This is a genomic window from Algibacter pacificus, assembly GCF_008033385.1.
Lineage (GTDB): Bacteria > Bacteroidota > Bacteroidia > Flavobacteriales > Flavobacteriaceae > Algibacter > Algibacter pacificus.
Window position 1 is genome coordinate 304,717 of record NZ_VOGY01000001.1, and the last position, 13,695, is coordinate 318,411.

At 32.2% G+C, this 13,695-nt stretch carries 8 protein-coding genes and 3 pseudogenes; all 11 read left to right on the forward strand.

The features are described from left to right. Nucleotides 1–299: 299 nt before the first annotated feature. A pseudogene (locus tag FQU21_RS17635) lies at nucleotides 300–469 on the forward strand (IS1595 family transposase); the annotation flags it as partial. Between the two features lie 32 nt (nucleotides 470–501). Next, the gene (locus tag FQU21_RS01930; protein WP_147676337.1) at nucleotides 502–2,109 is read left to right on the forward strand and encodes a TlpA disulfide reductase family protein; all 1,608 of its coding nucleotides are present in this window, start codon (nucleotides 502–504) and stop codon (nucleotides 2,107–2,109) included. Between the two features lie 165 nt (nucleotides 2,110–2,274). Further along, nucleotides 2,275–2,514, forward strand: coding sequence for a hypothetical protein (locus FQU21_RS01935; protein WP_147676338.1), 240 nt, complete (start codon nucleotides 2,275–2,277; stop codon nucleotides 2,512–2,514). Between the two features lie 59 nt (nucleotides 2,515–2,573). After that, a complete protein-coding gene (locus FQU21_RS01940) occupies nucleotides 2,574–4,115 on the forward strand; it encodes a TlpA family protein disulfide reductase (RefSeq protein WP_147676339.1) in 1,542 nt (513 codons plus the stop codon). A gap of 15 nt (nucleotides 4,116–4,130) precedes the next feature. Then, nucleotides 4,131–6,323, forward strand: a pseudogene (locus FQU21_RS01945) (peptidase domain-containing ABC transporter); the annotation flags it as partial. Between the two features lie 136 nt (nucleotides 6,324–6,459). After that, entirely contained in the window at nucleotides 6,460–7,245 is a 786-nt protein-coding gene (locus FQU21_RS17530; protein ID WP_222707978.1) for an efflux RND transporter periplasmic adaptor subunit, read from the forward strand. A 12-nt stretch (nucleotides 7,246–7,257) separates the two neighbouring features. Next, nucleotides 7,258–7,617 (forward strand): annotated as a pseudogene (locus FQU21_RS17535) (HlyD family efflux transporter periplasmic adaptor subunit); the annotation flags it as partial. A 1-nt stretch (nucleotide 7,618) separates the two neighbouring features. Continuing rightward, complete coding sequence (locus FQU21_RS01955) at nucleotides 7,619–8,704, forward strand: glycosyltransferase family 2 protein (RefSeq protein WP_147676340.1); 1,086 nt, start codon at nucleotides 7,619–7,621, stop codon at nucleotides 8,702–8,704. After that, nucleotides 8,701–9,573, forward strand: a complete 873-nt coding sequence (locus FQU21_RS01960) for a hypothetical protein (protein ID WP_147676341.1) — start codon at nucleotides 8,701–8,703, stop codon at nucleotides 9,571–9,573. The genes FQU21_RS01955 and FQU21_RS01960 overlap by 4 nt, the downstream gene beginning before the upstream one ends. A gap of 312 nt (nucleotides 9,574–9,885) precedes the next feature. Next, nucleotides 9,886–11,934, forward strand: coding sequence for a DUF5722 domain-containing protein (locus FQU21_RS01965; protein WP_147676342.1), 2,049 nt, complete (start codon nucleotides 9,886–9,888; stop codon nucleotides 11,932–11,934). Nucleotides 11,935–11,939: 5 nt separating this feature from the next. Then, a complete protein-coding gene (locus FQU21_RS01970) occupies nucleotides 11,940–13,646 on the forward strand; it encodes a sulfatase (RefSeq protein WP_147676343.1) in 1,707 nt (568 codons plus the stop codon). Nucleotides 13,647–13,695: the final 49 nt, after the last annotated feature.

Genomic DNA, 13,695 nt, shown 5'->3' on the forward strand with positions numbered 1-13,695 from the left:
AAAAATCTAAAGCTAAACAGTAATGATCTGTTACAACGAGAACAATTAAAAACCGTTTTTGGCGGGTATGGTTTTTGTGGCCAGTTTTGTAGTTATGACTCTGAATGCCCAAGTGAATGTTCAAAATGTACAAATGGTAGATGTAATTACAATGGTGACCCTGGAGATTGCCTAACTCCTACGAATTGTTTTTCAAGTGCAGATTGTGCTAATATTTGGTGTAATACTTGTCTACCTCCAGAGGAATCTGGTGGACCTAGATTCTGTGCAACTTAATAAAATGGGTTAGTTAAATAATTTGGATAAGGACGACATATTCATGGGTGAGAGAGTTTAACCTTGACGGAAACTTCAATGAATTCTGCTATCGTATCAACTGGTCGTAGAGCAAGGTTACGGAGTTCAATAATTTAATGTTGACAATGGTCAACAACAAAAGGTTTATCAGTCCAAACTAATATGTAGTTAACTTTCAATCTCTATAACTTAATTTATAACGTAATGACTATCTACCCAAAAGTGAAGAAAATAAGTTTCCTTTATTCTCTATTGGTTCCTATCTTTTTTAGTGTTTCACTTATAGGGTGCTTTAAAAAAGACAGTAAAGATATGTTTGTCTTAAAAGGAGAACATTTGGGTAGTGAAACGGAGTATTTAATATTATCTTATAAAGATAAACACAACATAGGAGTTAGTGATACATTACATTTCGTTAACGGTAGATTCAAAGCAAAAGGCTATATTAATGGTGCGACCATGATGTCGTTGAGTGGATTTAAAAAATCGAAAAGTTGGACGGAAGAAAATTATGTGAATTTTTTTGTAGATCCTGGTTCTAATCAAATTTCTTTAAAAGAAAATGAATTTAAAAGTGCTATCATCACAGGTTCTGATTCACAAAAGCAGTTTAGCGACTTACAACAAAAGACCAAGTCTTTGAATGCAAAGATGGTGGAATTCATGGTAAAAAGGAACAGCTTTGTTAAACGGTTAGAAAAAAATGGTGAAGACCAAAACAAACACATTGGGCAGATTGAAGCCATATCGGTCGAATGGGAAAAAACATTTAAAAACATCGAACAAAAGCGATTGTCCTGGGCATGGGCCAATCCGGATTCTTATCTCAGTGCTTATTGGCTCGATCAGTGGTATTTTGATTCGTATCCGTTAGATTCAGTTAAACTATTTTATGACAATCTTTCCAATAGAGTGAAAAGTGGGTTGTATGGGAAAAACTTAAAGATGAAAATAGAAAATATCCATGCTCCAGTAAAAATTGGTGATTTGGCACCCAATTTTAATTTAGAGGGTCTCAAAGGTGAAGCGATTACTTTAGAAGCATTTAAGGGAAAATATGTCTTATTGGATTTTTGGGCCAGTTGGTGTGGACCATGTCGGATAGCTAATCCTTATTTGAAGACCTTATATTCAAATAATATGGTAAATGACCTACAAATCATTGGAATATCAAGTGATTTTGATAAGAATAAATGGCGTAATGCCATAGAAGAAGATGCTATTGATCAATGGCTTCATGGTGTCCTTAGAGAAAATATGACATCCGTTTTGGCAAATTATAACGTTAAATCCATTCCGACCTATATATTAATCAATAAGGAAGGCAAAGTAATTCATAGATATGCAACTACAAACGAACTTAAATTAGGAATGAAAGATTTGGAAACGAAGCTAATCTTAGCCCAAATTCATAGCTTACGAAATGGTAAATTAACAAATAATAAACAGAGTGGAATAGCCTCTAGTTCAGTAATCGTTTTAAATGAGGATTTCAATGGTTTATGGCTAAACACCAATAGCAATACTAAAGGTATTACTAAGTGTGAAATTTTGTTTAACAAAAATCGTTTCAAGATCCATATGTGGGGTTCTTGTTCACCAAAAGATTGCGATTGGGGTGAGCAAGTTTCTGGTGTTTTCGATCAAGAGGTGAATAAATTTCAAATGCATTGGGATCAAGTATACGCTGAAAGTTTAATGGAATACGAAATAATTGGGGATACCCTTAAAGTTACCAATGTAAGGAGTTATAAAGATAACTCTAATCGACCAAGCAGTACTTTGGTAGAATATTTTCGGAATGAACCATAACCTTTTAATAGAAGTTTTAAATTAAAAAAGCCCAAAGTAGAACTTTGGGCAATGAACAATATCCTTTTCGCGAAGGGCAGACCAAAACCTTGATGGTCTTTAAATGTTCGGGGCAAATATAATTATTAAAACTTTTTTATTATGAAAAATTTAAGTTTAAAAAATTTGAAGTTGGAAGCTAATGATATGCTTCAACGTAACCAGCTCAAATCTGTTTTTGGTGGAGATGGTGGTACTGTCGAATGCCGCTGTAAAAATAAGCATACTGGAGCTGCATGGTTTGATAGCGTCAGTAGCTGTAATGTCTGTACAAGTAGTTGGTGTGATAATCATGTTCCTCCAGGTTCAACTTGGACCAGTTTGATATGTACAGGGCCTTTAGGAGGTGGTGGTTACGGTTATTAACAAAAACACAGGTTAAAGGTAATTACCTTTAACCTGTGTTAACTAAATTTAACTCTTCAATGAGAAAGAAAATATTTATTATCGTAATAGTGATTGCAGTCCTTAGCTGTAATAGTAAAAGCAATAACAATCATCAAAAGATTAAAGACACAAATATTGTAAAAAAAGGAAAGGTCTTAATTATTGGTAAAACAGATGATTTAAGACCTTTTAACCATTTTAGTGTATTCAACACGTCTTCGGCTTCACTTAATCATGGAAATTGCATTACTGACCGAAAAGTGATTGGTGACTCTATAGTCATGGAGATCGATTCTATTTTAGAACCGCAACTCTTACACTTGACTTCATGGTCCAATGATTTCCAGTATCGTGCTACATTTATGGCGAAACCAAATGATACGATAATTTTTGAAATTAAAAATAAGCGATTTAGCATTAAGGGAGAAAAAGCAGATGAACATAACTTTTATTCAAGTTTACGAGATTCTACTCCAAGATATATACACAATCCTTATAAAGGCAGTATCATAGAATATAAATCCAGGGTAGACTCTATTTACAGAAAAAAAGTAGACTTTTTTAATAAATACGTAAGGAGGCATAATATCACATCAAAGTCATTTATTGATTTTGTAGAGTCTGGTTTGAAATATTCTCACCTATATGAATTAATAAGCCCCAGAACACAAAAAAATGGAGACTCTTTTTACTTGGCTGGCCCAGAGGAATTATTTACAATTATTCAAAAAGAGTATAGTGGTAAAGAGCAGTTGTTTAATTTTAAAGACTATTTAGGAGACATTACAATAGATGATTTTAAGGATGAGAGCCATTTAAGTATAGGTTCTTTCAAACCTGCTTTATCAGTACTTATAAGAAATTACTTTGCGACTTCAGATCATCCAAGTTATTCCAAAGAAAAATTTTTGGCAGAAAAAGCTGTTATAGAACATAATTTTGATGAAAAAATCAAGGAGTACGCAATCGCTTCTCTCATAACTGTTTATCATTGGAGAGGCTTTGGGCACAGTAAAAAAAGTGTTTCTTTTTTAAAAAATGTAATTCGCGAATATGGTAAACAATATCCAGATTCCGAGTATACAAAGGAAATGGAAGATATTATGGAAGATCTAAATTCTTTCGAATTGCAGCTTTCTGAATCAGCATTAAACACCAAATTACTCAGTAAATATGGTGATACTTTAACATTAGGCGAAATTTTTAACCGTTCCAATAAAAGGATAAGAGTTATAAATTTTTGGACCACTTGGTGCCCTCCTTGTATTAGTGAAATACAAAAGGCACAAAACTTTAGAGATAAACTATCAGTTGAAAATAATGTAGAATGGATTTACCTATCAATAGATGAAGACAAAAAGAAATGGTTAGAAAAATCAAGAGAACTTCAAAGCTATCTTAATGTTCATAATCAATATCTAGTTATTAATGGTAAAAATTCACCACTAGGAAGATATCTAAAAGTCCATTCGATTCCAAGGTATATAATTCTAAATAAACAAAATCAGATTGTTTTGAATTATGCACCTCATCCTTCGGATAGTATTGTTTTTAAAAGAGTTATTAATAGTATTGAATAAAGAAAAACTCTTGAAAAAACCTTCCCCTTTTACAAACAACCAGATAGTAAAGACTGTGGTCCAACCTGCTTACGTATCATTGCTAAAAACTATGGTAAGTTAGTTTCTTTACAAAATATCAGAGATTTATCGGAAACGACAAGAGCAGGTAGTAATTTAATGAAATTAAGTGATGCTGCTGAAGCTATAGGTTTTAAGTCATTAGGCGTAAAACTTGATTTTAATAAGCTTAAAGACGCTCCGCTCCCATTAATAGCGCATTGGAACAAAAACCACTTTGTAGTGGTCTATAAAATTAAGAAAGATGTGGTGTATATATCAGATCCTTCGTATGGTTTAATTACCTATACCAAAGAGGAGTTTATTCCGAGATGGATGGGTAATAATGCCACTGAAGATACTAAAGAAGGTATTGCCCTATTACTGGAAGTCACCCCCAAATTCAATCAACTCAATTGGGAAGAAACTGATAAAAAATCGTTTAAATTTCTATTTCAATATTTATTTAAATATAAAAATTTACTTCTACAACTTATTATAGGGTTAGTAGTTGGGAGTATGTTGCAACTCATCTTTCCATTTTTAACACAAAGTATCGTCGATGTTGGGATACAAAATCAAGATATAGACTTTATCTATATGGTTTTAATTGCACAAACCATGCTGTTTTTAGGAACGGCAAGTGTGGGGATTTTTAGAAGCTGGATTTTATTGCATTTAAGCACCCGCATTAATATTTCATTGGTTTCCGACTTTTTTATTAAACTCATGAACCTTCCTATAGCCTATTTTGATACGCGTATGACGGGGGATATTATGCAACGTATTGGTGATCACAAGCGTATAGAGAGTTTACTTACAGGTTCTCTTTAAGTACATTATTCTCAATGGTTAACCTATTCATTTTTGGTGCAGTACTTATTTACTATAGTCCCTCTATTTTCTTCATTTTCGCTATTGGTAGTATAATATATGTAGTTTGGATTTTATTTTTCTTAAAAAGACGTAAAGAACTAGATTACAAGCGCTTCTCTCAATCAAGTCAAGAAAAAAGTGTTGTTATAGAGCTTATTAACGGCATGCAAGAGATAAAGATGAACAATGCCGAAAAACAAAAACGTTGGAAATGGGAATTTGTACAAGCACGCTTGTTTAAAGTAAATATGCAAAGTCTAGCATTAGGGCAAACACAAGGCGTAGGATCGTCCTTTATTAATGAAGCTAAAAATATCCTCATCACATTTACTTCTGCTTTATTGGTTATTGAAGGTTCTATTACCTTAGGGATGATGTTATCAATACAATATATTATTGGTCAGTTAAATGGTCCTATAGGGCAACTGGTAGGATTTATTCAAGCCACTCAAGATGCTAAAATTAGTTTAGAGCGTTTGGGAGAAATACATGATAAAGAAGATGAAGAAAGTAAGGAAAAGCACTTGATTTCAAATATTAAACACAATCAAAGTTTAGAACTAACAAATATAACTTTTAGATATATCGGCAGTGACGAAAATGTGATAAAAGGGTTGAGCATGAATATCCCAGCTAATAAGATAACTACCATTGTTGGTTCCAGCGGAAGTGGCAAAACCACTTTAATGAAACTTTTATGAGCCAGAGAAAGGTAATATCATGTATGGAGAGCATTATTTAAACGCTATTTCCCATAAATCTTGGAGGGCTAATTGCGGCGTGGTCATGCAAGAAGGTTATGTGTTTAATGACACCATTGCTTACAACATTGCTATTGGAGAAGATACCGTAGATGAAGAACGACTAATTAAAGCTACTAAAGTTGCTAATATTTATGATTTTATACAATCATTACCATTAGGATTTAATACAAAAATTGGTAATGAAGGTGTTGGGGTTAGCACGGGACAAAAGCAAAGATTATTTATTGCCAGAGCCGTTTATAAGAATCCAGATATTTTATTTTTTGATGAAGCTACCTCTGCATTAGACGCAAAGAATGAACGTATCATTATGGGAAATTTAAACAACTTTTTTCAAGATAAAACAGTCATCATTATTGCACACCGCCTAAGCAAGGTTAAAAATGCAGACCAGATAGTAGTAGTTGATGATGGTATTATTAAAGAAACAGGTAATCATAACGAATTGCTTAAACAAAAGGGTGCTTATTATAATTTAGTAAAAAATCAATTAGAGTTAGAAAAATTAACTATTAAGAAAAATGCCTAAAAAAGCGAAGCAAGATAACTTAGAGTTAAGATCGGAAGAGGTACAATAAATCTTGTCAAATCCACCTGTATGGATTGTACGTTGGGGCATCACACTTATTTTCATGTTTGTTTGTATTATACTTTCTCTTTCTTTTATGATCAAATACCCTGATTTTGTTTCCGCTAAAGTATTGGTGACAACCAAACAACCTACAGAACAAGTAGTTTCAAGATATTCGGGGCAACTGGAAAGAATATTTATTAAAAATAGGGATACGGTTACTATTAATCAAAAATTAGCCATTATAAAAAACACAGCAAATTTTAATGATGTTTATAAATTGAAAAGTATCATAGACACCTTGTCTTTCAATTTTAAAAATTTCAGGTTTCCATTTGATAAAACATCTTATTTGGTGCTGGGCGACATTAGTGTTACATATCTTGGTTTTGAAAAAAGCTATACTGATTATTTCTTATTAAAAGATTTAGACCCTTACAACAATCAATTAGGAGGCAATACAGTGTCTTTACAGGAATTAAAAAACCGACTAAGGAACCAAATTACTCAAAAAGGACTGCTTGAGCAGGAGTTTAAATTAAAACAAAAAGATTTGGAGAGGGATAAAACCTTATTTGATAAAGGGATTATCGCACAACGGGACTATGAGTTAAAACAATTGGATTTTTTGCAAATGCAAAAAAGCATTAGTGCCATGGCTATTTCTATTTCTCAAATGACCGAAGCCATCTCATCTGCTAACCAAACTTTAAAAAGTACTCGTATTAATGAAAAAGAAGACAATACAAGGTTTTTGAGGAATTTAATTCAATCATACGATCTACTTAAAGAAGCCATTAGAAACTGGGAATACAATTATGTATTGTCTTCATCAATCAATGGTGTTATTAGCTTCCAAGATTATTGGGGAGAAAACTAATTTGTAAGTTCTGGAAGTATTGTTTTCTCCATTTTACCAACAGATACGTCTTCATTAGTTGGTAAGCTTCTTATACCTGCACAAAATGCAGGTAAGGTGATTGTAGGTCAAAAAGTGTTTATAAAATTAGATAATTTTCCATATCAACAATATGGGATGTTGATTGGTAAGGTTGTTAATTTTTCTATTTCTCCAAACTCTGAGGGTAATTATACAGTATATGTTTCTCTGCCTAATGGCACCAAGACATCTTACAATAAAATCTTTCCCTTTACTCAGGAGTTATTAGGTAATGCAGAGATCATTACAGAAGATTTAAGCGTAGCGGAAAGATTGTTCTATAAATTTAAAGATATATTTAAATATCAATAGCATGAAAAATAAAAATTTAAAAATCTCTTTTTGTACCGTATGCATGAACCGTCTTCATCATTTAAAAGAAACACTTCCAAAGAACATTAAAGACAATTTAGATTATGAAAATATTGAATTTGTTGTTCTTAACTATAATTCTACTGATGGGATGGATGCATGGATAAAAACCGAAATGAAAGAGTTTTTGGATATAGGTGTTTTAAAATACTATCATACCGAAGAACCAAAAAATTTTCACATGACCCATTCAAAAAATGTTGCTGCTAAATTGGGTACTGGAGATATTTTATGCAATGTAGATGCCGATAATTTTACTGGCAGTGGTTTTGCTGATTACATAAATACAGTATTTAAGAATGATCAGGATATTTTTTTAGCCGTAAATAAAAATATGACTCAAAAAGATTGTTTTGGCAGAATCTGTATCATTAAGGAAGATTTTTTGATATTGAGAGGCTATGATGAACAAATGAATGGATACGGTTTTGACGATTATGATTTATGGAATCGTCTAGAGTTACTAGGTAGAAAATTCAAGTATATAGAAGACAATAGCTATCTAAAGGCTTTAACTCATACGGATAGTGAGAGAATAGAGAATGAGTATAATCCCAAAGGGATTAAACGTATTTATGTCCGATTTATAAATCATGCCATTTCTGAGTTATTATATTTATTTGAAAAGAGGAATTTTTTTATTGGAAAAATTGTGATTAATAGATTAATAAACTCTGAATCAACTGATAATATATTTGTTGAAAATAGAGTTTTTGAATATTCTAACAGTCTCTTTAATGATACTTGGGAAATAGGAAAATGGGATAATACGAAAAACGGTATTGAACTTTTTATAAATGACAATTCGAAAGTAGAACTTATAAACAAAGAGCATGGTAAATTAGGAGCATTAAATACTTCCGAGTTAAAAGAGTTTTATCCAATATTTGAAAAAACAATATTCAATGATATGGTAATGTTTTTTTCTCAAATTAGTAATAGAATTATTATGAAACGAAATTTAAAAGCAAAAAAAGTGTCGGTTAATAAAAACTCATTTGGAAAAGTAAATCTATTGGCGTTATGAATTTAGAGGGAAATCAACCTTATTATGTTTCTTTACACTATGATGAAACCATGTGGCATAAAGCTATAATTCAAGGAATAAAGCCTTTTATTGAAAATGAGAAAGACATTAATACCTTTCTTTTTAAATTAAATAGAGAGAGAGGAGATAGTATAAGAATGGCTGTTTTGTTAAATAAAAATACTAACGCCAAAGTATTTGCTGAATATATAGATGATTGGTTTAAAAATTTTCTTTTGAAATATCCTTCAACTTTATCTAAAAGCTTAATAATAGAAAAAGCACTGTTTTTAAATTTTAAAAATAATAAAACCATATACAGTGGTTGGTGGGTACAAAAGGACCCGAAAAAATCAAGAAAATTGCTTAGTAACTTTATTAAAGTGGTTGAGAGATTTCATCTAGAAAACAGCAATACTTTTATTATCAATTATGAAGACATAATTATAAAAAACTCTAATTTAAAAAAACTATTTTCATTTTTAGAAATTCCATATAACCCAAAAAAGATTGATGAAACTCTTCAAACTAACCATAGTTTTAGCCCCAGAAGTAAATTACAAAAAGACAAGAGAATAACATATACTCATCCATTTTTTTTTAAAAAATCAATCAAATATTTTACCATTGACTTTTTTGAGTTAGATAATGATATATTGAATATTGGAGGAATATTGATTCTTGAAAATGATGAACTTACAGATAAACATGAATTATATTTTGAAAAAAAGTCAAATGATCAACAAAAAATTCCACCTAAATATAGTAAGGTATTGAATAAAGAAGAAACTAGATTTGAATTAAAAAATATAAGTATAGGTGAAAACACCCCGACAAACTGCCTTAAGGTAATATCAAAACACTGTTAATCTTATGATTTTCAGTGTTTTTTGTTTTAAACAATTTTCTTTTGTAAAAAATCTTACATCATTAATAATAAGAAGAATCCATTGTAATTCTTTCCTTTTTAAATTGGCCAAACTTTCTAGCAATTGAATATATAAACATTCTATTTTAACAGTAAAGTTGCTACCCTGTTCGGCAGGATAGTTTTTTGCAGAGAACTGCTTAGTTTTACAGGCATATGGCAACCTTAATAATATACAATGCTAAAATATTTTATTTTATTTTTCTTTATTTATACAATAGTTTCGGCTCAAACTAATACTTCTTTACTGAGGTTGGATACAGAAAAAAGTAACGACACAGATATTCAAGTTTTAGAAAACGGGGGATGGGATATTAAAACCTTAGGAAAGGATCCCTATGTGTTTGTTAAACCCTTGAATAAAGCGTTAGACCTTAAACACAATCAGTTGTCATTTAGCTATTTCTGTCCCACAGGTTTAGATCATATACAGGTGTATTTTTATCCTTTAGGAAAACAAATTAGAAGTGTTATGTCGCCCGAGGTTGGCAGCACCGAGGGCTGGGTAGATTTCAGGATAGATTTAAGTGACTATGTAGGAGCGTGGGGAAGAACTGGGGATTTTTTACGAATGGATTTTGGAACCTCGGCAGGTATAAATATTCAAGTTAAGAATATTAAACTAAGAGAGATGACTGCTAGGGAGTTGGAAATTCAAGCAAGCAAAGAATTTAAAAAGCAGCAAGAATTAATGCTTGAAAGTAATTTACAAACTTACTTAGATCAAGATTTTTCAAATCAAGTTTCTAACGTTTTAATAACCGATAATAAAGTCACCTTAACAGGAAAGGTTGTAGATAACACCAATTTATATATAGCTGAAATTCCTGTTTATGAAAATAGCACAGCACTTAAAATATTTACATGTTTAGAGCCTATAAAAAATAATAATTTTGAAATCGATTTAAATCGATTTGTAGAACGGGATGGGTTTAAACAAGACCGATTATTATCAAAATGGATGATAGTAGAAAAAATAAACGAACAATATTTAGGTGTTTCTCACGCGAGATATACCGATTCGGTAGTGCCAAAATATAATGATACGTTTACAAAGTTAACTTCAAAAAAAGGACTTGGAGGGTATAGTGCACATAGAGAAGCACCAGTTTCAGATTTAGATAGCTTAGGGATTACCAGTGCAACGGTTAATATCTGGATTAATGGATTGTTAAGGTCTAAGCCTTCAAAAGATAATATGGCTTTTGAGTATTTGGGAAAAACGTTTTACATCAATAAAAAGAAAATAGAGAAATATGATGAAACTATGCGTTCAACTTCTGCTAGAAATATAGAAGTTTCAGCCATTTTATTAGTTGCAAAAGCTTCACAATCTACAGACAAAGTTATTGGAGACATTCTTCAGCATCCCGATACAGATCCCGCTGGTATTTATGCTATGCCAAATGTAACTTCTCCAAAAGGCGTTCAGTACTATTCGGCTATACTCGATTTTTTAGCAAAGCGTTATAGTAGACCTGATAAAAAATATGGACGCATACACCATTACATTATTCATAACGAGGTTGATGCCGGTTGGGTTTGGACCAATGCCGGTGAAAAATCGGCTTTAGTTTTTATGGATTTGTACCATAAATCTATGCGTATGTCTCATAACATTGCTCGAAAATATAACCCAAACTCAAAAGTTTTTATATCCTTGACGCATTACTGGAATTGGACTTCCAATCCGCGATTTTATCATTCCAAAGCACTACTGGAACTGCTTCTAAAATACTCCAAAACCGAAGGCGATTTTGAGTGGGCCATTGCTCAGCATCCGTATCCAGAGTCTTTACGAGAACCTAAAACATGGCTGGATAAAAAAGTGAATTTCGATTTTGATACGCAACTTATTACTTTTAAAAATATAGAAGTATTAGATGCATGGGTAAAACAGCCCGAAGTATTGTTTAAAGGAAAAACAAAGCGGCTTGTTTACCTATCGGAAAACGGAACAAACTCGCCTACATACAGTGAAAAAGACTTAAAAGAACAAGCTGCTGGTATGGCCTATGCCATGAAAAAAATAAAATATTTAGATGGTATAGATGCGTTTCAGTATCATAATTGGCAGGATAATAGAAAAGAAGGTGGCCTGCGCATTGGATTAAGGCGTTTTCCTGATGACAAAGAAAATCCAGGTGGTATAAAACCTGTATGGAAAGTATATCAAGCTTTTGGAACAGAAAAAGAGGATGATGTTTATGATCAATACAAAGCGATGATTGGTGTTAAAAATTGGAATGAAATCAGGTATGAGGTAAATATAGACAAAAATAGTGGTGCAAAATCAAAATAAAACACATGAAGAACATAAAGTATATCGTATCCGGCATTATTGGATTAATTGTATTAGGCTGCCAATTTAGAGTAAATGAAAAAAGTGACGGTCAGGGTAAAAAATCATCACGGCCAAATATTATTTTTATACTAGCAGACGATTATGGCATTATGGATAGTCAAGCTTATGCGGCCAAATTTACCAAAACGGATACTTCAAGGATGTATTATGAAACTCCGAATATAGATAAATTGGTAAGCCAAGGAACAGCATTTTCACAGGCCTATGCCAATCAACTATGTTCCCCCACAAGAGCAAGTCTTTTAACCGGAAAATATGCCGGAAGACTAGGTTTTACTACGGCACTTCCGATAAGAAAAACATATTACAATCAAAAATTAAACGTTCCAAAGGGGTTTTATGTACACGATGTGCTAGAGCATAAGGATCCAATAAAAATAGAACAAGCATTAAATAATGGTATTTCTAATTCTGCTATACCTACAGGAAGTACCATTGATGGCGATCGAGATGAGCTTTCTATTGCAGAAGCTTTAAAAGATTACCATTCTGGTTTTATTGGTAAATGGCATGTTGGAGGATTTGGAGCTAAAGGCTATCAACCAAAAGACCAAGGTTTCGAGCCTATTGCTTGGTTTGATGCGGGAGGTTCTCCATATTTTAACTGGAAAGGCGCATGGAATAATAAGACCAATAAGAGATATCCGTTAATGACTGCTGAAGACTTAGAAATTGGTAATGCAGGAAAAAACACAGGAGAAAATTATTTAACAGACGATTTAACTCAACAAGCGCTTCAATTTATAGAAGACAAATCAAAAATAAAAGACAAACCATTTTTCTTATATTTTTCACACTTTGCAATTCATACACCTTATCAAGGAAAAAAAGATGATATCGCATATTTTGATGCTAAAAAAAGCAAAGGTTGGAATGGGCAAGAAAGTCCTATTTATGCCTCTATGATTAAAAGTTTAGACCAGTCGGTAGGGGCTATTTTAAACAAGCTAGAAGCCTTGGGATTAGAAGAGAACACGCTTGTTGTTTTTATGTCGGATAATGGTGGTATAGATGCTGAAATTACACCAAATAATAAAGGCACAAATAATGATCCTTTTTTAGGCGGGAAGGCTTGTTTAACCGAAGGCGGTATTCGGGTGCCATTAATTTTTAAATGGAAAGGAAAGGTTCAAGAAGGTCAGTGGGTAGATATTCCTGTAGATTGTACAGATATTTTTCCATCACTTTTAGATGCCGCAGGTTATAACTCAAAAGATATTGTAACTAAACATGATCTGGATGGCGAAAGTTTAATTCCTGTACTTTCAGACCTTAAAAATGAGAAAGCAAGTTACACTAAAACCACACATTATTGGCATTATCCTTTTAACGTGATTTACAATTCTCCTTACGAACCTTATGCGCTTACACCGCATTCAGCCATTCGTGAGGGAGATTATAAGCTTATATATGATTGGTATGGCCGTTTACATTTGTATAATATAGAACAGGACCCTTTTGAGAAAAACAATCTTGCTGGTAAGCAACCAAAACTTAAAAAAGCTTTGTTTTTAAAGTTAATGAATTGGTTAAAAGTAAATGTAGATAAGCGGTATTGGCCAAGTATAAATCGAGACTACAATCCTGAAAATGAAGTGAGGCCTGTTCCGTTTACCGATTTGTTTTCATCTTATAAAGCACAATTGTAAAGCATTAAAAATTAATCTAATGAAAAAATATTATTACCATAATTGTTCC